Origin of the sequence: Rubrimonas sp. (assembly GCF_036788415.1) — a bacterium.
Lineage (GTDB): Bacteria > Pseudomonadota > Alphaproteobacteria > Rhodobacterales > Rhodobacteraceae > Rubrimonas.
The window spans coordinates 1-22,016 of record NZ_DAIQNN010000014.1 but is presented as its reverse complement, the minus strand read 5'-3'; the positions used below and the strand labels follow the sequence as shown (position 1 = coordinate 22,016).

At 71.5% G+C, this 22,016-nt stretch carries 23 protein-coding genes; 14 read left to right on the top strand and 9 right to left on the bottom strand.

Annotated features, from left to right (window positions below):
- Positions 1 to 53: 53 nt before the first annotated feature.
- From V7Q31_RS05825 to V7Q31_RS05800, 6 genes are all read right to left on the bottom strand, one after another.
- On the bottom strand, positions 54 to 989 hold the full coding sequence (locus V7Q31_RS05825; RefSeq protein ID WP_333832745.1) for an alpha/beta hydrolase family esterase: 936 nt from the start codon (positions 987 to 989) through the stop codon (positions 54 to 56).
- The gene (topA, locus tag V7Q31_RS05820; protein ID WP_333832744.1) at positions 986 to 3,739 is read right to left on the bottom strand and encodes a type I DNA topoisomerase; all 2,754 of its coding nucleotides are present in this window, start codon (positions 3,737 to 3,739) and stop codon (positions 986 to 988) included. The genes V7Q31_RS05825 and topA overlap by 4 nt, the downstream gene beginning before the upstream one ends.
- Before the next feature lie 230 nt (positions 3,740 to 3,969).
- Positions 3,970 to 4,440 (bottom strand): tellurite resistance TerB family protein, encoded by a 471-nt coding sequence (locus tag V7Q31_RS05815; protein WP_333832743.1) that lies wholly within the window; start codon positions 4,438 to 4,440, stop codon positions 3,970 to 3,972.
- Between the two features lie 32 nt (positions 4,441 to 4,472).
- On the bottom strand, positions 4,473 to 4,949 hold the full coding sequence (locus tag V7Q31_RS05810) for a DNA polymerase III subunit chi (protein ID WP_333832742.1): 477 nt from the start codon (positions 4,947 to 4,949) through the stop codon (positions 4,473 to 4,475).
- Position 4,950: 1 nt separating this feature from the next.
- A complete protein-coding gene (locus tag V7Q31_RS05805; RefSeq protein WP_442976365.1) occupies positions 4,951 to 5,649 on the bottom strand; it encodes a DUF1638 domain-containing protein in 699 nt (232 codons plus the stop codon).
- 104 nt (positions 5,650 to 5,753) lie between these two features.
- On the bottom strand, positions 5,754 to 6,173 hold the full coding sequence (locus V7Q31_RS05800; RefSeq protein WP_333832741.1) for a SufE family protein: 420 nt from the start codon (positions 6,171 to 6,173) through the stop codon (positions 5,754 to 5,756).
- 117 nt (positions 6,174 to 6,290) lie between these two features.
- Here V7Q31_RS05800 and V7Q31_RS05795 point away from each other — a divergent pair, with 117 nt between their 5' ends.
- Positions 6,291 to 6,740: a hypothetical protein gene (locus V7Q31_RS05795; protein WP_333832740.1), complete on the top strand. Its 450-nt coding sequence runs from the start codon at positions 6,291 to 6,293 to the stop codon at positions 6,738 to 6,740.
- Between the two features lie 19 nt (positions 6,741 to 6,759).
- Here V7Q31_RS05795 and V7Q31_RS05790 read toward each other — a convergent pair whose 3' ends face one another.
- Positions 6,760 to 8,139 carry a dipeptidase gene (locus V7Q31_RS05790; RefSeq protein WP_333832739.1) on the bottom strand — a complete coding sequence of 460 codons (1,380 nt, stop codon included), beginning with the start codon at positions 8,137 to 8,139 and terminating at the stop codon, positions 6,760 to 6,762.
- A 79-nt stretch (positions 8,140 to 8,218) separates the two neighbouring features.
- On the bottom strand, positions 8,219 to 10,057 hold the full coding sequence (locus V7Q31_RS05785; RefSeq protein WP_333832738.1) for a phosphoenolpyruvate carboxykinase (GTP): 1,839 nt from the start codon (positions 10,055 to 10,057) through the stop codon (positions 8,219 to 8,221).
- Positions 10,058 to 10,346: 289 nt separating this feature from the next.
- Here V7Q31_RS05785 and V7Q31_RS05780 point away from each other — a divergent pair, with 289 nt between their 5' ends.
- The 13 genes from V7Q31_RS05780 (at position 10,347) to phnE (V7Q31_RS05720) (ending at position 21,476) form a co-directional block, all read left to right on the top strand.
- On the top strand, positions 10,347 to 10,691 hold the full coding sequence (locus V7Q31_RS05780; protein ID WP_333832737.1) for a hypothetical protein: 345 nt from the start codon (positions 10,347 to 10,349) through the stop codon (positions 10,689 to 10,691).
- 712 nt (positions 10,692 to 11,403) lie between these two features.
- Positions 11,404 to 12,033 carry a DapH/DapD/GlmU-related protein gene (locus V7Q31_RS05775; RefSeq protein ID WP_333832736.1) on the top strand — a complete coding sequence of 210 codons (630 nt, stop codon included), beginning with the start codon at positions 11,404 to 11,406 and terminating at the stop codon, positions 12,031 to 12,033.
- A complete protein-coding gene (locus V7Q31_RS05770) occupies positions 12,026 to 12,463 on the top strand; it encodes a phosphonate C-P lyase system protein PhnG (protein WP_333832735.1) in 438 nt (145 codons plus the stop codon). Before V7Q31_RS05775 ends, V7Q31_RS05770 begins: the two co-directional genes overlap by 8 nt.
- Complete coding sequence (gene phnH / locus V7Q31_RS05765) at positions 12,463 to 13,071, top strand: phosphonate C-P lyase system protein PhnH (protein WP_333832734.1); 609 nt, start codon at positions 12,463 to 12,465, stop codon at positions 13,069 to 13,071. Before V7Q31_RS05770 ends, phnH begins: the two co-directional genes overlap by 1 nt.
- A 2-nt stretch (positions 13,072 to 13,073) precedes the next feature.
- Complete coding sequence (locus V7Q31_RS05760) at positions 13,074 to 14,171, top strand: carbon-phosphorus lyase complex subunit PhnI (RefSeq protein WP_333832733.1); 1,098 nt, start codon at positions 13,074 to 13,076, stop codon at positions 14,169 to 14,171.
- Complete coding sequence (locus V7Q31_RS05755) at positions 14,168 to 15,100, top strand: alpha-D-ribose 1-methylphosphonate 5-phosphate C-P-lyase PhnJ (RefSeq protein ID WP_333832732.1); 933 nt, start codon at positions 14,168 to 14,170, stop codon at positions 15,098 to 15,100. The genes V7Q31_RS05760 and V7Q31_RS05755 overlap by 4 nt, the downstream gene beginning before the upstream one ends.
- Positions 15,097 to 15,912, top strand: a complete 816-nt coding sequence (locus V7Q31_RS05750; RefSeq protein WP_333832731.1) for an ATP-binding cassette domain-containing protein — start codon at positions 15,097 to 15,099, stop codon at positions 15,910 to 15,912. Before V7Q31_RS05755 ends, V7Q31_RS05750 begins: the two co-directional genes overlap by 4 nt.
- A 7-nt stretch (positions 15,913 to 15,919) precedes the next feature.
- The gene (locus tag V7Q31_RS05745; RefSeq protein WP_333832730.1) at positions 15,920 to 16,624 is read left to right on the top strand and encodes a phosphonate C-P lyase system protein PhnL; all 705 of its coding nucleotides are present in this window, start codon (positions 15,920 to 15,922) and stop codon (positions 16,622 to 16,624) included.
- Positions 16,611 to 17,780, top strand: coding sequence for an alpha-D-ribose 1-methylphosphonate 5-triphosphate diphosphatase (locus tag V7Q31_RS05740; protein WP_333832729.1), 1,170 nt, complete (start codon positions 16,611 to 16,613; stop codon positions 17,778 to 17,780). The genes V7Q31_RS05745 and V7Q31_RS05740 overlap by 14 nt, the downstream gene beginning before the upstream one ends.
- 83 nt (positions 17,781 to 17,863) lie before the next feature.
- Positions 17,864 to 18,664, top strand: coding sequence for a phosphonate ABC transporter ATP-binding protein (gene phnC / locus V7Q31_RS05735; RefSeq protein ID WP_333832728.1), 801 nt, complete (start codon positions 17,864 to 17,866; stop codon positions 18,662 to 18,664).
- 90 nt (positions 18,665 to 18,754) lie between these two features.
- On the top strand, positions 18,755 to 19,663 hold the full coding sequence (phnD, locus tag V7Q31_RS05730; protein ID WP_333832727.1) for a phosphonate ABC transporter substrate-binding protein: 909 nt from the start codon (positions 18,755 to 18,757) through the stop codon (positions 19,661 to 19,663).
- A 50-nt stretch (positions 19,664 to 19,713) separates the two neighbouring features.
- A complete protein-coding gene (gene phnE / locus V7Q31_RS05725) occupies positions 19,714 to 20,625 on the top strand; it encodes a phosphonate ABC transporter, permease protein PhnE (protein ID WP_333832726.1) in 912 nt (303 codons plus the stop codon).
- Entirely contained in the window at positions 20,622 to 21,476 is an 855-nt protein-coding gene (gene phnE / locus V7Q31_RS05720) for a phosphonate ABC transporter, permease protein PhnE (protein WP_333832725.1), read from the top strand. The genes phnE (V7Q31_RS05725) and phnE (V7Q31_RS05720) overlap by 4 nt, the downstream gene beginning before the upstream one ends.
- Before the next feature lie 114 nt (positions 21,477 to 21,590).
- Here phnE (V7Q31_RS05720) and V7Q31_RS05715 read toward each other — a convergent pair whose 3' ends face one another.
- Positions 21,591 to 21,827: a hypothetical protein gene (locus tag V7Q31_RS05715; protein ID WP_333832724.1), complete on the bottom strand. Its 237-nt coding sequence runs from the start codon at positions 21,825 to 21,827 to the stop codon at positions 21,591 to 21,593.
- Positions 21,828 to 22,016 lie beyond the last annotated feature (189 nt).

Genomic DNA, 22,016 nt, shown 5'->3' with positions numbered 1-22,016 from the left:
GGCTGGTCGCGCGCCCCTCGCCCTTCGGGCTCTAGCACGCGGCGGGGCTTCGGTCATCCGCCCTGCGCGGCGATCTCGGCGAAGAAGCGCTCGATCTCGGCGGTGGCCGAGATGTCCTGATTGGTCGCCCCGATCAGCGCCTCGCCCATCGCGGAGCGCCGCATGCCCGGCCAGCTGTGCCCGCCGCCCTCGACGACGAAATGGCGAAGCGGCGCGGCGCAGCCGAGATAGTCGCGGCGCAGCACGCGGCTGCCGTCGTCGGCGACGCGGTCGGGCAGCGCCGTCTCGGCGAAGCCGTCGCAGCGGTTGCGCGCGGCGAGGCGGGCGAGCGTGTCGGCGACCGGCTCCGCCGAGCCGCGGTCGCGGGCGAGCAGGAACGAACCGGCGATCCGGCCCCCTTCCTCCGGCACGATGGCGTCCGCCGTGCCGTGCAGATAGAGCACCGGGCGGGGCGGACCGTCCGGGCAGTCCAGCCCTATGGGCGCTGCGGCGATGGCGATTGCGGCGCCCGCCACGAGATCGGGCGCCTCGCAGAGCATCCGCAGGGTCATCATGCCGCCGATCGAGGGGCCGGCGAAGAACACGCGGTCGGGATCGACTGTTCCCTCTGCGGCGAGCGCCTCGATCAGCGCGCGCAGGAAGCCGACGTCGTCCACCTCGGAGAAGGGGCGCCCGCTAGCGTCGACGCGCCCGTCGCTCCAGTCGTCCACCGCCTCGGGCCAGAGCACCACCCAGCCGCGCCGGGCGAGCGTGACGCCCGCGCGGCGGCGGATGTAGCCCGCAGAGCCGATGCCGCCATGCAGCGCCACCAGAACCGGCGCGTCGCGCAGATCGGGGGCGGCGTCCATGATCGCGCTGCGCTCGCGCCCGTCATGGGCGAGGACGAGCGTGCGGGTCTCCACGAAGGGCGTCGTCGCCGCCTGCGCCGGCTGAGCGGATGCAGGGGCGGCTGCGAACAGGGCGAGGCAGAGTGCGGCGGCTCGGATCATGCCGAACTATCTGCGTCGGTCCCGTCGCCGATCAAGTCCGCCGCCTGTCCATCGCCCTGCGGGGCGGCATCCTTCCCCGCAGCCGGTTTTTTCGCAGCCGGTTTTTTCGCAGCCGGTTTTTTCGCCGCGGTCTTCTTCGCAGCGGGTTTCTTCGCCGCCGCCTTCTTCGCCGGGGCCTTCTTCGCCGGGGCCTTCTTCGCCGGGGCCTTGGCGGCGATCAGCGCGAGCGCCTCGTCGAGCGTGGCGGCCTCGGGCGGCGTCTCCTTCGGCAGGGTGGCGTTGACCTTGCCCCATTTGACGTAAGCGCCGTAGCGGCCCGCGAACAGCGCCACGTCTCCGCCGTCGGGGTGCTGGCCGAGCATCCGCAAGGGCTCCGCCGCGCCGCGCCGCCCGCCGCCCGCGCGCTTCTGGGCGATCAGGTCGACGGCGCGGTTCATGCCGATGGTCAGCACGTCCTCGCCGGCGGGGATGCTCGCATAGGTCTTGCCGGATTTGACGTAAGGCCCGAAGCGCCCGATGCCCGCCTCGACCTTCTCGCCGTCTTCGGGGTGCATGCCGATCAGGCGGGGCAGCGCCAGCAGATCGAGCGCGCGCGCCAGATCGAGCGTCGCCGCGTCGACCCCCTTGGGGATCGAGGCGCGCTTGGGCTTGTCGCCGCCCTCCTCCTGCTCGCCGAGCTGGACATAGGGGCCGAAGCGGCCGAGCCGGAGCGTGACGGGCCGGCCCTCGGGGTCGTGGCCGAGCAGCTTGCCGTCGCCCGCCGCCTCCGCCGGGCCGTCCTGCTCCCCGCCCAAGGGTCGGGTGTATTTGCACTCGGGGTAGTTCGAGCAGCCGATGAAAGCGCCGAACTTGCCGGTCTTGAGGCTCAGGAGCCCCGCCCCGCAAGTCGGGCAGGCGCGGGGGTTGGAGCCGTCGCCGCGGTCGGGAAAGAGGTGCGGCGCCAGCGCCTCGTTGATCTTCTCGATCACTTCGGAGATGCGCAGCTCTTTCGTCTCGTCCACCGCGCCGGTGAAGTCGCGCCAGAAGTCGCGCAGCAGCTGCTTCCAGTCGGCGCGCCCGCCGGACACGTCGTCAAGCTCCTCTTCGAGCCCGGCGGTGAAGTCGTATTCGACGTATTTCGGGAAATAGTTTTCGAGAAAGGCGATCACGAGGCGGCCCTTGTCCTCGGGGATCAGCCTGTTCTTGTCCTTGCGGACGTATTCGCGGGTCTCGATGGTGTCGATGATCGAGGCGTAGGTGGAGGGGCGGCCGATGCCGAGCTCCTCCATGCGCTTCACCAGCGTCGCCTCGGTGTAGCGCGGCGGCGGCTGGGTGTGGCTCTGGACGCCGAGCACGGCCTTGTCGGCGGCCTCGAAGGGCGCGTCGCCCTCGCGCTCGGCCAGCTTGCCGGCTTCGCCCGCCAGCGCCGATTGCGCGAAGGGCGGGACGAGGGCCGCCTCGCCCTCGCGGATGGCGGGCAGGCGCGCGCCGTCCTCGCCTTCCTCGTCGTCGCGGCCCTCCTCATAGACCTTGAGGAAGCCGTCGAACTTCACGACCTGTCCGGTCGCGCGCAGGCCGACGCGCCCGCCGGCGATCTCCACTGTCGTGCGCTCCAGCCGCGCCGATTCCATCTGGCTGGCGAGAGCGCGCTTCCAGATCAGCTCGTAGAGGCGACGCTGGTCGCTCTCCAGCCCCTTGATGTCCTCTGGCGCCCGGTCCATCGCCGTGGGGCGGATGCACTCATGCGCTTCCTGCGCGTTCTTGGCCTTGGTCTTGTAGAGGCGCGGCGCACCGGGGAGGTAGTTCGTGCCGAAGCGGGCGGCGATGGCGGCGCGGGCGGCGGTGACCGCCTCGGGCGCCATGTCGAGCCCGTCGGTGCGCATGTAGGTGATGTGGCCGGCCTCGTAGAGCCGCTGCGCCGTGCTCATCGTCTGCTTGGCGCCGAAGCCGAGCTTGCGGCTGGCCTCCTGCTGGAGCGTGGAGGTCATGAAGGGCGGATAGGGGTTGCGCGTCGCGGGCTTGGCCTCGACCGAGCGCACGGTCAGCTCGGCGCCGGCGACCGCATCCACCGCCGCGCGCGCCGCCGCCCGGTCGGCGAGGTCGAACTTGTCGAGCTTGCGCCCGTCCAGCGCCGTGAGGCGGGCGGCGTAGGCCTCGCCCATCGGCGTGCGCAGCTCGGCCTTCACGGTCCAGAACTCGCGCGGGCGGAACGCCTCGATCTCCATCTCGCGCTGCACGATCAGCCGCAGCGCGACCGACTGCACGCGCCCCGCCGACTTGGCCCCGGGCAGCTTGCGCCAGAGCACGGGCGAAAGCGTGAAGCCCACCAGATAGTCGAGAGCGCGCCGCGCCAGATAGGCGTCGACCAACGGCTGGTCGATCTCGCGCGGGGCCTTCATCGCCGCCGTCACCGCCGCCTTGGTGATCGCGTTGAACACGACGCGGCTGACAGGGGCGTCCTTCTTCAGCGCCTTGCGCGCGCGCAGCGCCTCGAGCAGGTGCCACGAGATCGCCTCGCCCTCGCGGTCGGGGTCGGTGGCGAGGATCAGCGCGCCGTCCGCCTTCACGGCGTCGGCGATGGCGCGGACATGCTTGGCGGATTTCGGGTCGACCTCCCAGATCATCGCGAAATCCGCCTCGGGATCGACCGAGCCGTCCTTGCGCGGCAGGTCGCGCACATGGCCGTAGGAGGCGAGCACGGTGTAGCCCGCGCCGAGATAGGCGTTGATGGTCTTGGCCTTGGCGGGCGATTCGACGACGACGACAGGCATGACCGACCGCTCTCCCGGGCGCCGGACCGGCGCGGGGGCGGAAAATGGGCGCGGGCCGGGGGCCTGTCAACTCATCGCTGCGGCGCGGCGAAGCCGCGTCGGGCGCTCAAGCGGGGCGCCGGGCGGCCAAGTGGTTGAAGACCCTCCGCCAAGATCGCCAGAGGACTCCATCGAACAGGTTCGCGCGATCGCCGGAGTCGCAGCCTCGGGACGGGCCGCGCGGGCGCCGATCAGCAAGCTCCGCCGTCGGTTCCGGCGCCGCGCGCGAGCGCGCGCATCCGCGCCTCGGCGCTGTCGCGGTCGGTCACGGCGATCAGGGGGGCGAGCTTGCGCAGCAGCGCGTCCTCGTGCGGATCGCGGGTTCCGTCGCTCAGCGCCACGCTCCAGAGCCCTTCCATCAGCGCGACGCGGTCGGCCTCGGACAGCTGCGTCTTGACCACGCGGGTGAAGCGCACGAGGTCGGCGGCGCGCGCCTGCGCCGCCTCGCCGTCGAGCCGCGCCCGCCGCGCCTCGGCCGCGTCGAGATCGAACAGCCCTGCGAGAAGATGCTCGACGACGACGCGCTCGGCGTCGGTGTAGTCGGCGTCGGCCCGCGCGAGCTCCACCAGCAGCGCTGCGACCGCCACGACGGGGTCGTCGGCTGCGGCGGCGGCTTCAGGCGCGGCGAAGAATTTGCGGATCGCGTCGAGCATGCGCGCCATATAGGCCGCGCGCGCCGGGGGAGAAAGCCCTTTCAGGCTTGCGCCTTGCGCGTCCAGCGCCCGCCCGCGTCCTGCGCCCAGTAGGTCGCGGCGGCGCCGGCGGCGACGGCCTCGCGCCAGGCGGCGCGCGCGGCGGCGACCGCCGCCTCGTCCCAGCCGTCGAACATCAGCACGACCCGGCGGTGCGCCGTCCATTCGCCCGGCGCGGCCTGCGCGCCGTCCACCAGCATCAGCACCTCCGGCGCGTTCGGGGTCTCGGGGCCGTCGGTGAGATAGATCGGCTGGCGGTCGGCGGCGCCGTCCGACGCGTCGCCATGCGGCAGGAAGGCGTCGTCGCGATAGGTCCACAGATGGGCGTTCAGCGCCTCGACGCGGGCGCGCGAGCCGGCGCGCAGCGTCACCCGCCAGCCGCGTTCAAGGCATTTCTCGAGGATTTCCGGCGCCGCCTGCTCGAGCGGACGGGCGGTCAGGTGGTAGAACAGCGCTTCCGGCGCCGCCGGCTGCGCCATCTCAGCGCGCGCCCGGGCGGGCGACGAAGCCCGCCAGATCCGCCTCCAGCGCCGCGCGCCCGGTGAAGCGGCGCGAAAAGCGCAGGCCCAGCTTGCGGGCGGCCTCGCGCGCGGCGGCGTCGGTCGCCGCGTCGTCGGTCTGCGCCAGATGCACGAGAACGGTGAAGTGGCCGAACAGCATCTCGCGCAGTTCGGGGTGACGGTCGAGCCCCATGCCGCGCCAGAAGATCGCGTCGAAATGGCGCGCGAGGAAATCGGTGAGGTGGAACGCGTCGGGCTCGGCGGCGACGGCTGCGGCGAAAGCGTCGCGCCCGGCGAAGACCGCCTGGCAATCCGGCCCCGGCAGGCGCTCGACGCCTTCCTCGGCGCAGACGACGTCGAGCCGCCCGCCGGTCCCGCAATCGCCGAACACCGCGACGACGCGCCCGTAGCCGCGCGCGCGGGCGGCGCGCAGCCGCAGGCGCAGCGCCTCGGGGATGCGCTCGGGCGCGCTGTGCAGGATCGCGGGCAGACAGTCGAGATCGACATGGTCCCAGCCGTTCGCCGTCTTCAGCGCGAGAAGGTCGGGCGCGAGCGCTCCGCAGGCCACGAACATCACCCGCTCGGGCGAGGGATCGGGCCGCAGCGGCGCGGGCAGGCCGCGTCGCAGAAGCGCCGCCTCGTCCGGCGGCGCCTGATCCGCTTCCGGCGCGTCCCGCATCGCCCCGCCCCCTCCCGTCACGGCGCGCCCTGCGGCCCGCCCGCGGGCGACCCTGCCGCCGCGCCGTGAAGAAATCGCTGACGCGCCGGGCCGGGTCGCCGCGCTCACGCCGCCTGCGCCTCCGTCGCGAAGGCGCGCAGCCGGTCCACCATCGCGCGCAGGCCGTTCGAGCGCTGCGCCGACAGCGCCTGATCGAGCCCGAGCCTGGCGAGCGCCGCCTGCGCGTCGAGCGCCGCCGCCTCCTGCGGCGTGCGCCCGCAATAGAGCGCGCGCAGCACCGCGATCAGCCCGCGCACGATCATCGCGTCGCTGTCGCCGTCGAAGGCGACGCGGCCCTCGCGCAACGCCGGGACGATCCAGACCTGGCTGGCGCAGCCGTCCACCTTCGCGCCCGGCGTGCGCAGCGCCTCGTCGAGCGGCGGCATCGCCTTGCCGAGCTCGATGACGTAGCGGTAGCGGTCCTCCCAGTCGTCGAGAAACGCCATGTCCTCGGCGATCTCCTCGAAGCCGCGCTGAGTGCTCATGAGCCCCTCCCTGCCTCACCCGGACTTAGGCGCGCGCGCCGCCGCGGTCCAGAGCGCTTTTCACCGCGCGCGATATCGGGTTAGGTCGCGCCCCAAGGTTTCGGCGGAGAGGGTGAGATGGCGGCGGTGAGTGCGAGGCGCGGACGGGCTGCGGTTCTGACGGCGGCGCTGGCCGCATCGATTGCGGCGGGATGCACGGTCGGCGGGAATCTCTCCGACCCGCCCGACCCAGCCCTCGCGCAGCGCTATCTCGACGGGTTGCGCGCTCCGGTGGCGCAGATCGAGGCGATGGAGCTCGGCCGCACGCGCGACGGCTTCGCGCTCAGCGTGTTCGGGCGCGTTCCGACTGTGGGATGGTCGGCGCCGCAGCTGCGCCCTCGCGACCCGGCGGTCTCGGCGGACGGGATGCTGGAATACGACTTCGTCGCCGTGCCGCCGCAGGGCGTCGAACCCCGCCCCGGCCCGGTGCGCATCCGCGCCGACCGCGCCTTCCCGGCGGACGCCGCGGCGCAGGCGCGCGGCGTGCGCATCTGGTCGGCGGAAGGGGCGGCGGAAGGGCTTTTCTGAGCCCCCTCCCCCGCCCAGGTCAGCCCGCCAGCGCCGCCAGCACCCGCGCCCAGGAGCGCGCGCCCTTCTGGAAGCAGCGCAGATCGTATTTCTCGTTGGGGCTGTGGATGCGGTCGTCCTCCAGCGCGAAGCCGGCGAGGATCACGTCCATGCCCAGCACGTCCTTGAACTCGCGCGTCACCGGGATCGAGCCGCCCGCCCCGATGAAGGCCGCCTCGCGCCCCCATTCCGCCGACAGAGCGGCGCGCGCCTTCTCGAACGCCGGGTCGTCCACGGGGAAGGCGACCGCCCTGCCCGACCCGTGCTCGATGAAATCCACGGTGCAGTCCGCAGGAACGCGGGCGCGGACGAAATCGCGGAAGGCGGCCCGGATCGCGTGCGGGTCCTGGTCGAACACCAGCCGGAAGCTGACTTTAGCCGACGCCTTGGACGGAATCACCGTCTTGAAGCCCGGCCCCTGATAGCCGCCGCCCATGCCGTTGATCTCGGCGGTGGGGCGCGACCATGTCTGCTCGAGCGCGCTGCGGCCCCGCTCGCCGGCGGGAATGCTCAGCCCCACCTGCCCCAGAAACGCCGCCTCGTCGAAGCCGAGCGCCGCCCATTGCGCCCGCAGCGTCTCGGGCAGTTCGGGCGCGCCTTCGTAGAAGCCGGGGATCGTCACCCGCCCGTCCGCGTCGTGCAGGTCGGCGAGGATTCGCGCGAGGACGCGGTTGGGGTTCGCGGCGGCCGAGCCGAAATGGCCGGAATGCAGGTCGCGGTCGGCGGCGGTTATCACGATCTCCTCGCCGCACAGGCCGCGCAGCATGGTGGTGATCGCCGGCGCCTCCGGGCTCCACATGCCGGTGTCGCAGATCAGCCCGATATCGGCGCGCAACGCGTCCTTGTGCGCCTGCATGAAGCCGGGCAGATGCTCGCCGCCCGATTCCTCCTCGCCCTCGATCAGCAGCGACACCGAGATCGGCAGGTCGCCCGTCGCCGCCAGCCACGCCCGGCAGGCCTCGACGAAGGTCATCACCTGGCCCTTGTCGTCGGACGCCCCGCGCGCCCGGATCTCCTGCGCGCCGTCGGGGCGCGCGGCGAGGACCGGGTCGAACGGGTCGCGCTCCCACAGCTCCAGAGGGTCGACCGGCTGCACGTCGTAATGCCCGTAGAACAGCGCCGACGGCCCTTCCTTGCGGCGATGCGCGACGACGATGGGGTGGCCGGCGGTGGGATGGGCCTCGGCCTCGAAGCCCATGCTCCGCAGATCGGCGACCAGCCAGTCGGCGGCGCGGCGGCAGTCGGGCGCATGGGCCGGGTCGGTCGAGATCGAGGGGATGCGCAGCCAGTCGAACAGCCGCGCGAGCGCCCCCTCGCGGTCGGCGTCGAGGCGGGCGAGGGCGGCGTCGAGATCGGACATCTGGGGGCTCCGTCGGGTAGGACGACCCGAGCCTAGCCGGGTGGGCGCGGAGGCGGAAGCCCCCGCGCCGCGCGCCTTGTCAGCGTTCGTGCACGAGGCCCCAATGCTCGGGCGAGCGCCACAGCCGCGAGCGCAGCAATTCGCGCTCGTAGATGAACTCCTTGGGCAGCCGGTCGAAGAAGCGGTCGAACAGCTTCTCGTGGTCGTGCGCCTCGGCGGTTCCGGGATCGCGATCCACCGTCATCAACTCGTAATAGGTGGCGCGCGGGAAATCGAGGCCGGTCCACTCGATGTCCTCGTAGCGCGGCATCCAGCCCAGCGGGCTTTCGACCGGCGTGGTGCGTCCATGCACGCGGTCGACCACCCATTTCAGCACGCGCATGTTCTGGCCGAAGCCGGGCCAGATGAACTTGCCGTCGTCGTCCTTGCGGAACCAGTTGACGCGGAAGATGCGCGGCGGGTTGGGGATGTGGCGGCCCAGGTCGAGCCAATGGGCGAAATAATCGGCCATGTTGTAGCCGCAGAACGGCAGCATCGCCATCGGATCGCGCCGCATCGCGGCCTGGCCGACGGCGGCGGCGGTGGCTTCCGAGCCCATCACGGCGGCGTTGTAGACGCCATGGCTCCAGTTGAACGCCTGATAGACCAGCGGCGTGCTCTTGCTCATGCGCCCACCGAACATGAAGGCCGCGATCGGCACGCCCTTGGGGTCCTCCCAGGCCGGATCGATGGTCGGGCACTGGTTCGCGGGGGCGGTGAAGCGCGAGTTGGGATGGGCGGCTAGGCGACCGCAATCGGGCGTCCAGTCCTGCCCCTTCCAGTCGATCAGATGCGCCGGCGGCTCGCTGAGGCCTTCCCACCAGATGTCGCCGTCGTCGGTCAAGGCGACGTTGGTGTAGATGCAGTTGGCGTGCAGGGTCTTGATCGCGTTGGGGTTGGTCTTCATCGAGGTGCCGGGGGCGACGCCGAAGAAGCCGGCTTCAGGGTTGATCGCGCGCAGCACGCCGTCGGCGTCGGGCTTGATCCAGGCGATGTCGTCGCCGACGGTCAGGACTTTCCAGCCCTCGAAGCCCTCGGGCGGGACCATCATAGCGAAATTGGTCTTGCCGCAAGCCGACGGGAAGGCGGCCGCGACATAGGTCTTTTCGCCCTTGGGGCTCTCGACGCCGAGGATGAGCATGTGCTCGGCCAGCCAGCCCTCGTCGCGCGCCATCACCGAGGCGATGCGCAGCGCGAAGCACTTCTTGCCGAGCAGCGCGTTGCCGCCATAGCCCGAGCCGTAGGACCAGATCGTGCGTTCCTCCGGGAAATGCACGATGTGGGTGTTGGGCGGGTCGCAGGGCCAGGCGACGTCGGCCTGCCCGGGCTCGAGCGGCTGCCCCACCGAATGCAGGCACGGCACGAAGGCGCCCTCGGGGCCGAGGACGTCTAGGACGGCCTGGCCCATCCGCGTCATGATCCGCATGTTGACGACGACATAGGGGCTGTCGGTGATTTCGATCCCGATCTGCGCGATGTCCGAGCCCAGCGGACCCATCGAGAACGGGATCACATACATGATGCGCCCACGCATGCAGCCCTTGAACAGCCCGCGCAGCTTGTCCTTCATCTCGCCGGGAGGCGCCCAGTTGTTGGTCGGGCCGGCGTCGTTCTTGTTGCTGGAGCAGATATAGGTGCGGTCCTCGACGCGGGCGACGTCGCGCGGGTCGGAGCGGCAGAGGAAGGAGTTGGGGCGCTTCTCGGGGTTGAGGCGAATGAAGGTTCCGCCGTCGACCATCAGCTGGGTCAGCTCGTCCCATTCGGCGTCCGAGCCGTCGGCCCAGCGGACGGCGTCGGGCTGGCAGAGGGCCGCCATCTCCTCGACCCATGCGATCAGGCGGGCGTGGCGCGTGGGGTGTTTTCCGGCGTCGAGAGGCATCGCGATCTCCATGTTGCGTGTCGGGGCGATGATGCAGGTCGGCGCTTGTCGGTCGCGCTCGCAACCGCCGCGGGCATTGAAGCGGCGCGCATCGCCCTGCGGCAAGCCCTTTCAGGACCGCCTTAGACGGAAGTCGGATGCCGCCGCCGGCGCGCGCCGCCGCAGGTCCGGGCGCCGCGGGTCGCCGAAGCGGGTCGCGACCGCCGTCTCGATCTCGCAGGAAGGACCCCCGGACATCCGAGGCGACGACGGCGAAGGCGACGCCGCCGACGCCGATCTTCCGCCGATCGTGATCGAGAACGCGGCCTTGCCGACGCCGGACGGCCTCGTCGACGGCGCGCTGACCATGGCCGGCGGCGAGATCGCGCGGCCGGACGGGCCCGCCGAGCGCGGCGCGCTCGTCATCGACGGACGCGGCCTGATCGCCGCGCCGGCGCTCGTGGGCGCGCATGGCGACGCGTTCGAGCGGCAGGTCAGCGCCGACGCGGAAGGGCGGATGAGCGGCGCGCGCGTCGCCCGGGCGGCGGGTCGCGCCGCGCAGGGAGCCGAGCCGCCTGCGGTCGCATTCCGGCGAGCGACCTTCGCGACGCCCGCGGGGAGATGCGCGGCGCGCCCCGGATCGAGCACGGCCTGATCGCCGGGGCCGGCGCGGGTCCGATCGGAGAGGGCGAGCGCCGGGAAGGCGACGGCCTCCTTTCCAGCGCGGTCGATCTGGATGCGAAACTTTCCGAGAAGCGCGTCTTTCCCCGCGCATGTCCATCGGGGGCTTTCTCGCCGCCGCATCGCGCCGACGCGTATCCTCCGCGCGTCACGCGCCATCGCAGCGGCGGGGACGTCGGGGCGCTGCGCTCATGCGCGACGGCGACCACGTCGGATGCGCCCTGCCGGGATGCGACGCCGCCCGCGGGCAGCTGCGGCCTGCGTCCAAACGCCCACGAACGGAGGACGTATCGGCGACGACCAGTCCGATATGCCGCTCGGAGCGGTCGAACGCGCCGCGAACGGCCCTGCGGAAGGGATTTGGAACGCCGGGATCGACGGACATCGCAGCCTCGGGGTCGCGCGCTCCGGCGCCCGAACGCGCAGGTCCCCGCCTCGGGCGGTCCGCGCAATTCGCGAAAGCTTGTCGCGCATGTCGCGCAAACGTCGTCGAAGGCCCGTCTAAGCTTCGACGTCGGAGGAGAGAGGCCCATGCACGTTCCCGCCGGATCGAGGCCGCCTGCGTCGCGGACCCGGCAGGGCGCCGCCACAGGCGGGCTTCGCTCCGGGGCGGCGCGCTGTCCGGACCCTCGGGCGATTCGCGGAGACGGCCTGCGCACCCGGCGCGCGCATCCGGAGCAGACGACGTGAAACGATTGAGCGAAGCGCCGACCGTGCATCCCACGGCGACCGTGATCGACTGCGCGCTCGGGCGCTGGACCGAGATCCAGGCCGGCGTGACCATGCGGGAAGTCGAGTTCGGCGACTACTCCTACATCGTGCGCGACGGCAATGTCGTCTGGTCGACCTTCGGCAAGTTCTGCTCGATCGCCGAGGGCGCGCGGATCAATCCGGGCAATCACGCGACCTGGCGGGCCTGCCAGCACCATTTCACCTATCGCTCTGCGCAGTACGATCTCGGCGAGGACGACGCGGAGTTCTTCGCCTGGCGCAAGTCGCATTGGACGACCATCGGAAACGACGTCTGGATCGGGCATGGCGCGACCGTGCTGCCCGGCGTCACGGTGGGCGACGGCGCGGTGATCGGGGCGGGGGCGGTCGTCTCGAAGGACGTCCCCCCCTATGTGATCGTCGGCGGCGTGCCGGCGCGCCCGATCCGCCGGCGCTTCACCGAGAGTCAGGCCGAGGCGCTGATGGCCATGGCGTGGTGGGACTGGCCCCATGAGGCGCTGCGCGCGCGCCTGCCCGACATACGCCGCCTCGGGATCGACGCGTTCATCGAGGCCTACGGCGAGACGGGCGGCGGCGATGTCTGACGAGGCCGCCCTCCGCCATGTCGCGGCCCTCGAAACCCTGGCCGCGATGGACCCCGCGAAGCTGAAGGCCGAGGCCGAGGCGATCCTTCCGCTGCTCGGCGCGGTCGAGGTGATCGAGAGCCGCTCCGGCCTCGTGACGCTGCCGATGCGCGACACGGTGCGGGAGACCGATTTTCTGCTCGGCGACGTGCTGGCGGCGGAAGCGCATTTGCGGCTCCCGGCCTTCGGCGTCGAGGGCTACGGCATGGTGATCGGGCATGACCTCGAGCGCGCCATGGCGATGGCGGTGATCGACGCGGCGCGGGCGGCGGGCGTCGAGACGGACCGGCTCGAAGCTTTCCTCGCCGCCGCGGCGGCCGAGATCGCCGAGGCGGAGGACGCGCTCCTGCGCCGGATCGAGGCGACCCGCGTCGAGATGGAGACGTTCTGATGGCCGGCCCCGACATCGACGCCGCCATCGCCTTCGCGCCGATCCTTCAGCCCGCCGCGCCGCCCGCTCCCGACGCCGCCGAGATCCGCGACAATGCGACCTTCGCCGCGCTGCTCGCCGCGCTGGCGCGGCCGGGGAGCGTCCACCGCATGCCCGAGCCGGGCCCCGCGCCGCTTGCGCTGGCGCTGCTCGACCGGGAGTGCCGCGTCTGGGCCGAAGAGGGATGGCCCGGCGACGACGCCCTGCGGGACGTGATCCACAGGACCGGCGCGGTCGCCGCGCCGCTCGGCCAGTCCGGACATGTGTTCCTCTCCCTCGACAGCGCCGCCGCCGCGACGCGGCTCGCCGAGGCGGCGGCGGGCGATCCGCTCTACCCCGACGCGGGCGCCACGATCGTCGCGCCGGCGCGCATCGGGGCCGGGCCGGCGTTGCGGCTCGTCGGGCCGGGGATCGAGACCGAGGCGCTGCTGCGGCTCGGCGGGGTCCATCCGGGGGTCTGGGCGGCGCGCGCCGCGCTCTGCCGCTATCCGCTCGGGATCGAGATGATCTTCGTCGACGGCGACAGGATCGCCGCGATTCCGCGCTCCACCCGGATCGAGGAGCTCTGACCATGGCCTATGTCGCGGCGCGCGGCGGCGAACGCGCCATCGAGCAGGCCGAGCGGATGCACCGCGCGCGGGCCGGCGCGATCACGCCCGCCCGCGTGGCCGAGCTCGAAGCCGCGCTGCCCGACCTGATCGACCGCGTGATGGGCGAGGCGTCGCTCTACGCGCCCGATCTGGCGGCGCTGGCGCTCGCGCAGTCGGCGGGCGATCTATACGAGGCGATCCTGCTGCTGCGGGCCTGGCGCACCACTCAGCCGCGCCTGCAGATCGCCGAACCCGTCCGGCAGGAGGAGAGCTTCACGCATCGCCGCATCTCGGCGGCGTTCAAGGAGATTCCCGGCGGCCAGATCCTCGGGCCGACGCTCGATTACAGTCACCGGGTTCTGGCGACCGAAGTGCTCGACGGGCGGACCTTCGCGCCCGAGCCGGTGGCGCCCGCGCCGCGCCCGGCGCCGGCCCGCCACCCCTCGCTCGCGCGCTGGCAGAAGGCGCAGGGTCTGGTCGCAGAAATTGAAGCGCAACCGGTCGAGAAGGACGACATTCCCGACGTCACGCGCGAGCCGCTGCTGTTCCCCGCCAGCCGGGCGCACGCGCTCCAGAGCCTCGCGCGGGCCGACACCGGGGGGCTGCTCACGCTCGGCTACGCGGCGATGCGCGGCTACGGCAACGCGCATCCCACGGTGAACGAGTTGCGCCTGTCGGAGGCCGATCTGCGCGTGCGCCATCCAAGCGGCGTCGTCTTCCGCGCCGGTCGCGTGCGCGCCAGCCAGGCGGAAGTCGTGACGGCGAAGAGCGCGGGCGGGCTGACGCTGGGCTTCGCCGCGACGCTTGGCTGGAACGAGGTCAAGGTGATCGCCGCGGCGACGCTCGACCTGAACGCCGCCGGCGCGCCGAAAACGTCGCCGGTGAACGAGGAATTCACGCTCTACCACACCGAACCGGTGGAGGCGTCGGGCTTCTGCATCCACTTCAAGCTGCCGCATTACGTAACGTTCCAGTCCGCGCTCGACGCCCTGCGCGGCGCGGCGGCCATCGACCCCGCGGCGAAGGCCGACCCCGCGCCTTCAGCCGCCGAAAGCGCCCCCGCGCAGGAGCCCGCATGACGCTCGCCGCCCTCGCCCGCAGCTGGCGGCCCTACGCCTACGGCTTTCTCGACGCCTCGGCCAAGCGCGAGATCCGCCGCCGGCTGATCAAGGCGGTGGCGATCCCGGGTTGCCAGGTGCCCTACGCCAGCCGCGAAGTGCCCATCGCGCGCGGTTGGGGCACGGGGGGGCTGCAAGTCTCGCTCACGCTCGCGACCCCGCGCCATGTGGTCAAGGTGATCGACCAGGGCGCGGACGACAGCGTCAACGCCGCCTCGATCCGCTCCTTCATCGCGCGCGTCTCGGGCGCGGCGACCACGCTGGACACGCAGGCGGCGACGCTGATCCAGTCGCGCCACCGCATCCCCGAGGAGATCCTGCGCCCCGACCAGATCCTCGTGCTGCAGGTCCCGAACCCCGAACCGCTGCGCCCGGTCGAGCCGAACATGTCGGTCGCCCGGCGGATGCACGCCGACGCCGATTACGGGCGGCTCTGGCTGACGCTCTACGAGCAGATCGTGCGCTCCGGCCGGGTGATGCAGGGCGCGTCCTATCCCGCGCTGGTCAATGGGCGCCATGTGATGACGCCGTCGCCGATCCCGCGCTGGGACCTGCCCAAGCTGCACATGGCCCGCCATCTGACGATCCTGGCGGCCGGGCGCGAGAAGCGCCTCTACGCCGTGCCGCCCTTCACGCGGGTCGAGCCGCTGGTGTTCTCCGACATCCCCTACCGGATCGAGGACCACGCCGGACTGACCTGCCGCCGCTCCGGGCTGAGCGGGTTCTTCATGAACGAGATCCCGCGCGCGGATGGCGGGGCGGAGCACGAGGTCTCCGACAGCCATCTCGGCGTCAAGGCGATCCGCGCCCGCGACGGCGACGGCGACGGCGACGGCGAGTCGGTCGAGATCGGCGCGACCTGGTATGTCGAGGGGAGGATGCGGCGATGACGGCCTCTGCGGGCGCGGCTTCGCCGCGCGAGGCGCCGCGGCTTGTGACGCAGCCGCCGCGCGTCGCGCTGTCGGGCGTCTCGAAGCGCTATGGCGACGTCGTCGCGCTGCGGGACGTGTCGCTGAGCGTGCATGCGGGCGAAGTGCTCGGCGTCGTCGGCGAGAGCGGCTCGGGCAAGTCGACCTTGCTGCGGATGCTCAACCTCGAAGAGACGCCCGACGCGGGCGCCTACCGGCTCGATCTGCCGGGAACCCCCGAAAACCTCTTCGCGCTCGACCGCCACGCCCGCCGGATGCTCTGCGCGCGCCATGTGGGGATCGTCTATCAGAATCCTCATCTCGGGCTGCTGATGCGCCACACCTCCTCGGGCAATGTCGCCGAGCGGCTGCTGATCGCGGGCGAGCGGCGCTTCGCGGCGCTGCGAAGTCGGGCGCGCGAGGCGCTCGACGCGTCGGAATTCCCGCTGGAGCGGATGGACGCGCCGCCGGCGGAGCTGTCGGGCGGGATGCAGCAGCGGGTGCAGCTCGCCAAGGCCATCGCGCTGGAGCCCGCGCTTCTGCTGCTCGACGAGCCGACGACCGGGCTCGACGTCAGCGTGCAGGCCCTCGTGCTCGACACGCTCAAGCGGTTGCAGCGCGAGCGGCGGATCACGATGGCGGTCGTCAGCCACGATCTCGGCGTGATCCGGACGATGGCGGACCGCGTGATGGTGATGCGCCGTGGCGAAGTGGTCGAGGAGGGCCTCGCCGATCAGATCTTTCTCGATCCGCAGCACCCCTACACCCAGCAACTCGTCCATGCCGAACTGTGAGGCCGCGATGCGCCCGATCCTGACGGTCGAAGGGCTGACCAAGACCTTCCGGATGCACCATCTGGACCAGAGCCTGCTCGCGTTCCGCGACCTGTCCTTCTCGGTCCGGCCAGGCGAGTTCCTGCTGCTGTCGGGACCGAACGGCGTCGGCAAGTCCACGCTGCTGCGCACGCTCTACCGCTCCTGCCTGCCGGTCGCCGGGCATGTCTGGTACGAGGCGCGCGAGGGCCGGATCGACCTCGCCTGCGCCGCCGACGTCGACGTGGCCTTCCTGCGGCGGCGCGAGATCGGCTTCGTCACCCAATTCCTGATTGCGCGCCCGCGCGTTCCCGCTGAGGGCGTTGTGGCCGAGCCTCTGCTCCAAGCCGGCATGGACAGCGCCGAGGCGCTCGACGAGGCGCGGCGCTGGCTTTCGGCCTTCGGGGTCAAGCCCGCGCTCTGGCGCGCCTATCCCTCGACCTTCTCGGGCGGCGAACAGCAGAAGGTCAATCTCGCCCGGGCGCTGATCCGTCCGCCCAGGCTGTTGCTTCTCGACGAGCCGACGGCGTCGCTCGACGCGGGCGCCCGCGCGGCGCTGGCGGTCCGGCTGGCCGAGTTGAAGGCGGCGGGCGCGGCGCTCGTCGGCGTCTTCCATCACCCCGCCGACGTGCGGCCCCTGATCGACCGCGAGATCGCGCTGCGCCCGGAGGAGTTCGCCCATGTGGCTGAGTGATTTCCGCGTGGTCCTGCCCGACCGGGTCCTGCCTCGGGGCTCGGTCCGCGTCGAGGACGGCGCGATCGCCGAGATCGCCGAGGAACCCGTCGCCGGCGCGGCGCTGTCGGGCGGCGGTCTGCTGCTGCTGCCCGGCTTCATCGACATGCATGGCGACATGATCGAGCGCGAGGTCGAGCCGCGCCCCGGCGTGCGGATGCCGTTGGAGCTCGGCCTGCGCGACCTCGACCGCCGCCTGAAGGTCGCCGGCGTCGCCACCGCCTACGCCGCCGTGAGCTTCAATCCGAAATCGGCCTACGGCCATCTGCGCAGCTACGACCATTCGCGCGAAATGCTGCGCGCGCTCAAGGCGATGCGGCCCGACCTCAAGGTCGACCACCGCGTCCACGCCCGTTTCGAGATCACCTTCCCCGACGCGCTCGGCGTGGTGGAGGAGCTGATCGCCGACGGCACGGTGGACCTCGTGTCGTTGACCGACCACACGCCGGGGCAAGGGCAGTATCGCGACCTCGAAGCGCTGAAGCGCAGGACCGCGCGCGAGCAGGGGCTGACCGCCGAGCAGGCCGAGATCGCGGTGCGGGAGCGGATCGCCGAGAAGCAGGCCCATGCCGGGCGGATGGCGGCGACGCTCGACGCGGTCGCGCGGGTCTGCGCCGAACACGGCGTCGCGCTCGCCTCCCATGACGACGACACGGTCGAGAAGGTGGCGCTGATGCGCGCCCTCGGCGCGACGATCAGCGAGTTCCCGGTGACAGCCGAGGCGGCGGCGGAGGCGCGCCGGCTGGGGCTGGCCGTCGCGATGGGCGCGCCGAACGCGCTGCGGGGTCGGAGCTATTCGGGCAATCTGTCCGCGCGCGACGCCCATTCGGCGGGGCTTCTCGACATCCTCGCTGCGGACTACCACCCCTCGGCGATCCTGCCGGCGATCCTCGTTCTCGCGCGCAGCGACCCCGACGGGCTCGCCGGAGCGACGCGGCTCGCGACGACGAATCCGGCGAAGGCGCTGGGCCTTGCCGACCGCGGCGCGATCGCGCCCGGGCTGCGCGCCGATCTCGTGATCGCCGACGATTCCGGCGTCGGCCATGTCCGCGCCGCTTTCCGCGCCGGTCGCAAGATCTTCAGCGACGGGACGGTCGCGCTGCGCGGCGCGGAGTGACCCCAGGAACGCGCCGCGCGGCGACGCGGAAAATTCATGCGCCCGTCGCGCCCATGACATGCCGGGATGCCATGTCTAGACACATGAGCAGCGAACTCGTCATCACACGTCTCACGCGCCGCTTCGGGGCCGCCGCGGCGGTCGACGACGTCACCTTCCGCGCGCCGGCGGGTCAGATGGTCGGCGTGATCGGGCGCTCGGGCGCGGGAAAATCGACGCTCCTGCGCCTGATCAACCGTCTGATCGAGCCCAGCGCGGGTTCGATCCGCTTCGGCGAGACCGACGTCACCGCCCTGAGAGGCCGGGCGCTGCGGCAGTGGCGCGCGCGGTCCGCGATGATCTTCCAGCAGTTCAATCTGGTGGACCGACTCGACGTGCTGACCAACGTGCTGATCGGACGACTGTCCGAACACGGATTCTTCTCGTCGATGGCGATGCGCTTCTCCGACGCCGAGCGCGCCATGGCGATCCGCGCGCTCGACCGGCTCGACATGGCCGCCTACGCCCTGCAACGCGCGGGCACGCTTTCGGGCGGGCAGCAGCAGCGGGTGGCGATCGCCAAGGCGCTGGTGCAGCAGCCGCGCCTCGTGCTCGCCGACGAGCCCATCGCCTCGCTCGACCCCGCCAACGCGACCCGCGTCATGGACGCGCTGCGCGCGATCAACCGCGAGGACGGCATCACCGTGCTGGTGAACCTGCACACGCTCGACACCGCGCGCGCCTATTGCGACCGCATCCTCGCGATGCGGGCCGGCGCCGTGGTGTTCGACGGCCCCGCAGGCGCGCTGACCGACGCGCGCGTGCGAGAGATCTACGGCGTCGAGAGCGCCGACGCGCTGAACGAGCGCGTGACCTCGACATCGCTCGGAACCGCCGCCGCCTGACCCCCGGACGCCTGACCCCGGACGCCTGACCCCCGGACGCCTGCCCCCCGGACGCCTGCCCCCCGATCAACCAGACAGGGACGCCCACACATGATCCGCATCAGCCTCATCGCCGCGACCGTCGCCGCCATCGCCGCCCCCACCCTCGCCGAGGACTGGAAGAGCGAGTTCAAGACCCTCCGCTTCGGCGTGCTTTCGGGCGAGAACGAGAAGGACCGCATCCAGCGCTACCAGCCTTTCGAGGCCTATCTCGAGAAGACGCTGGGCGTGGACGTCGAGATCTTCACCGCCTCGGCCTATGACGGCGTGATCCAGGCGCTCGCCGCCGACCAGATCGAGTTCGCCTTCCTCGGCTCGTCGGCCTATGCGGCAGCCTGGAGCGAGACGGAGGGGGGCGTCGAGCCGCTCCTGTCGCGCCGGCAGAACGACGGCTCGACCGGCTACTACTCGATCATCGCGGCGCAGTGCGACGGCCCCTTCAAGACGCTCGCCGACCTGAAGGGCAAGGTCCTCGCCTTCGCCGACCCGGATTCGACTTCGGGCTATCAGGTGCCCTACTACAACCTGATCGAGCGCGAGCAGATCGACCCCGCGACGTACTTCTCCGCGACGCCGTTCTCGGGCAGCCACGAGAACGGCGTGATCGGCGTGGTGAACGGCGCCTACGACGCCGCCGCGACCTACACCACCAACGAGACGAGCGGCGCGATCCAGAACATGGTCAGGAAGGGCATGATCGACGCCGACAAGGCCTGTTCGATCTGGCAGTCGCCCGAGATCACCTCCGGCCCGTTCACCGCTCGAACGAACCTTCCCGAAGGTCTCAAGCAGGACATGAAGGCGGCTGTCATGGACATCGTGACCGCTGATCCCGAAGCCTTCAAGATGATGACCGGCGGCGAGGTCTCGACGCAGGCCGGCTGGATCGAGGTCGACCACGACCGCTACCAGTGGATCGTCGACATGCAGAACTGGCTGCGCGCCCAGCGCCGCGGCTGAGGCTCGGCGGCGGGCGGCCCTCGCGCCGCCCGCCGGCCCCGCGCGCTCCCATGACCGACGCCGCCCTCTCCGCCTCGCCCGCGATCCGCGCCTTCGAGATCGACTGGCGCGAAGCCCGCCGCCGCGCGCGCCTCGAACAGGCGGTGGGCGCGGGCGCGATCCTCGTCCTGCTGCTGCTCTCGGCATGGCTGGGCGACTTCTTCAAGACCGTTCGGGTCAGGGGCGAGGACGTCTGGATCGTCTGGGCCGGCCTGCCGCGCCTCGGCGAGTATGTATGGAAGCTCCTGCCGACGCTGCGCTGGGAGAGCCTCGCCGCCGATTTCGCCGAGTGGTTCTGGCGCTGGCGGGTCTGGCTGCAATTGCTGGTCGAGACGATCCTGATCGCCTGCATGGCGACCCTGCTCGGCTTCGTCGGCGCGCTTGTCCTGAGCTTCCCCGCCGCGCGCAACCTCGCGCCCGCGCGCTGGCTGCACTGGGTCTCGCGGCGCTATCTCGAGATCGCGCGCACCGTGCCCGAACTCGTCTGGGCGCTGATCTTCGTCTATTGCCTGGGGGTCGGGCCGCTCGCGGGCGTGCTCGCGATCGGGCTGCACGCGACCGGCGCGCTCGGCAAGCTCTACGCCGAAGTCAACGAAAACGCCGACATGCGCCCCGTGGAAGGCGTTCGCGCCGCAGGCGGCGACTGGTTCGCACAGATGCGCTACGGCGTGTTCCCGCAGGTGCTGCCCAACATTCTCAGCTACACGCTGCTGCGCTTCGAGATCAACGTGCGCTCCTCATCGATCATCGGCTTCGTCGGCGCGGGCGGGCTTGGGCAGGAGATCCGCACCGCCCTGTCCCTGCAGGAATATGCGGACATATCGGCGCTGTTCGTCATCATCCTGTTCACGGTGTTCGCGATTGATTTCGGCTGCGAGAAGCTGCGCCACCGCGTCATCGGCATCGGGGAGGCCACGCGATGACCGACATCTCCGCCGCCGAGATCGCGCGCCTGCGCGCCGCCCACCCGCTGGCCTTCCGCGATCCGCCCGCCGTGATCTGGCGGCGCCGACTGGTCTGGGGCGCGCTCGCCCTTCTGGTCGCCTGGTGCCTCTATGCCTTCGACGCCTCGCCCGCCCGCCTCTGGCAGGGCGTCGAGCGTTTCGGCCGCGTCGCCTCCTTCATGTTCCCGCCGCATCTCTACCCGACGCTCGAAGGCTGGATGGAGCCGATCGAGGCCATCGCCGAGACGGTCGCGATGGCCTTTCTCGGCACGGTTCTGGCGGCGGTCGCGGCGTTCCCGCTCGCCTTCTTCGGGGCGAAAACCATCAACCGCTGGGAGTGGGCGCGCGTCTTCATGCGCCGCGGCTTCGACACGGTGCGCGCCTTCGAGACGCTGATCCTCGCGCTGATCTTCATCCGAGCCTTCGGGCTCGGGCCGCTCGCCGGCATCCTCGCCATTGCGGTCGCGGACACGGGCGTGCTGGCCAAGCTCTTCGCCGAGGCGCTGGAGAACGTGTCGGAGAAGCCCGTCGAGGGAGTGCGCGCGGCGGGCGGCTCGACGGCGCAAAACGTGCGCTTCGCGGTGCTCCCGCAGGTCGCGCCGGTGATGATCTCGAACGCGCTCTACCATCTGGAGTCCAACACGCGCTCCTCGACCATCCTCGGCGTGGTCGGCGCGGGCGGCGTGGGGTTCATGCTCTACGACCGGATCGGGGCCAACAACTGGCCCGAAGTCTGGACCATCATCATCATGATCATCGCCACGGTCTATCTGATCGACGCTCTGTCGGCGCGGCTGCGCCATCGCCTGATCGGCGAGACGGCGCGCTGAGGGCGTCGCGGCGGACGCAGCCGTTCCTCCCGATCTGCGACGGCGCGCCGACTGCGACAACCGTATTTCGTCAAAAGGCGATCAGGCTCGCCGGACCCGGACAGTCGAGCGTCGTCAGACCAAGCGCGACAGCAAGAGAATGGCGAGCACCGCCAGCGCTATTCCCAGATGGTCGCGTGCGCTCACGGTCTCGTTGAAGAGCAGGACGCCCATCGCGCAGAGCGCGAGCAATGTGAAAACCGAAAGCGCGACGCCGATCTGCGAGAGGGAGATCAGCCGCATCGCCATGAACCACCCAGCCGCAGAGACGGCGTAGAGCGCTGCGCCGGCGGGAACCGGGACCGAAGACATCGGCAGGCCGCGATCCGCGCCGATCTTAAGCGCAAAGTCGCCGAGCAAAACCGCAGCGGTCGCCGCGGCTCCATAGAATTGGCCCCAAGCCGCGCTCATCCGAACCGTCGCATGCGTACGACCCGGTAGTCGCAGGTCAGTTCCTCGCCGGCGCCGAGGTCGCGCCCCGATGTCGCGCGCCGCTGCTAG

What these genes read in the sequence shown, in the direction of transcription:
- V7Q31_RS05800 (WP_333832741.1), bottom strand. Translation starts at nt 6,173, where the DNA reads ATGAGCACTCAGCGCGGCTTCGAGGAGATCGCCGAGGACATGGCGTTT.
- phnH (WP_333832734.1), top strand. Translation starts at nt 12,463, where the DNA reads ATGGCCGGCCCCGACATCGACGCCGCCATCGCCTTCGCGCCGATCCTT.
- phnE (WP_333832725.1), top strand. Translation starts at nt 20,622, where the DNA reads ATGACCGACATCTCCGCCGCCGAGATCGCGCGCCTGCGCGCCGCCCAC.
- phnC (WP_333832728.1), top strand. Translation starts at nt 17,864, where the DNA reads ATGAGCAGCGAACTCGTCATCACACGTCTCACGCGCCGCTTCGGGGCC.
- topA (WP_333832744.1), bottom strand. Translation starts at nt 3,739, where the DNA reads ATGCCTGTCGTCGTCGTCGAATCGCCCGCCAAGGCCAAGACCATCAAC.
- V7Q31_RS05750 (WP_333832731.1), top strand. Translation starts at nt 15,097, where the DNA reads ATGACGGCCTCTGCGGGCGCGGCTTCGCCGCGCGAGGCGCCGCGGCTT.
- V7Q31_RS05810 (WP_333832742.1), bottom strand. Translation starts at nt 4,949, where the DNA reads ATGGCGCAGCCGGCGGCGCCGGAAGCGCTGTTCTACCACCTGACCGCC.
- V7Q31_RS05795 (WP_333832740.1), top strand. Translation starts at nt 6,291, where the DNA reads ATGGCGGCGGTGAGTGCGAGGCGCGGACGGGCTGCGGTTCTGACGGCG.
- V7Q31_RS05790 (WP_333832739.1), bottom strand. Translation starts at nt 8,139, where the DNA reads ATGTCCGATCTCGACGCCGCCCTCGCCCGCCTCGACGCCGACCGCGAG.
- V7Q31_RS05740 (WP_333832729.1), top strand. Translation starts at nt 16,611, where the DNA reads ATGTGGCTGAGTGATTTCCGCGTGGTCCTGCCCGACCGGGTCCTGCCT.
- phnE (WP_333832726.1), top strand. Translation starts at nt 19,714, where the DNA reads ATGACCGACGCCGCCCTCTCCGCCTCGCCCGCGATCCGCGCCTTCGAG.
- V7Q31_RS05825 (WP_333832745.1), bottom strand. Translation starts at nt 989, where the DNA reads ATGATCCGAGCCGCCGCACTCTGCCTCGCCCTGTTCGCAGCCGCCCCT.
- V7Q31_RS05770 (WP_333832735.1), top strand. Translation starts at nt 12,026, where the DNA reads ATGTCTGACGAGGCCGCCCTCCGCCATGTCGCGGCCCTCGAAACCCTG.
- V7Q31_RS05805 (WP_442976365.1), bottom strand. Translation starts at nt 5,649, where the DNA reads ATGCGGGACGCGCCGGAAGCGGATCAGGCGCCGCCGGACGAGGCGGCG.
- V7Q31_RS05755 (WP_333832732.1), top strand. Translation starts at nt 14,168, where the DNA reads ATGACGCTCGCCGCCCTCGCCCGCAGCTGGCGGCCCTACGCCTACGGC.
- V7Q31_RS05785 (WP_333832738.1), bottom strand. Translation starts at nt 10,057, where the DNA reads ATGCCTCTCGACGCCGGAAAACACCCCACGCGCCACGCCCGCCTGATC.
- phnD (WP_333832727.1), top strand. Translation starts at nt 18,755, where the DNA reads ATGATCCGCATCAGCCTCATCGCCGCGACCGTCGCCGCCATCGCCGCC.
- V7Q31_RS05760 (WP_333832733.1), top strand. Translation starts at nt 13,074, where the DNA reads ATGGCCTATGTCGCGGCGCGCGGCGGCGAACGCGCCATCGAGCAGGCC.
- V7Q31_RS05815 (WP_333832743.1), bottom strand. Translation starts at nt 4,440, where the DNA reads ATGGCGCGCATGCTCGACGCGATCCGCAAATTCTTCGCCGCGCCTGAA.
- V7Q31_RS05715 (WP_333832724.1), bottom strand. Translation starts at nt 21,827, where the DNA reads ATGTCTTCGGTCCCGGTTCCCGCCGGCGCAGCGCTCTACGCCGTCTCT.
- V7Q31_RS05745 (WP_333832730.1), top strand. Translation starts at nt 15,920, where the DNA reads ATGCGCCCGATCCTGACGGTCGAAGGGCTGACCAAGACCTTCCGGATG.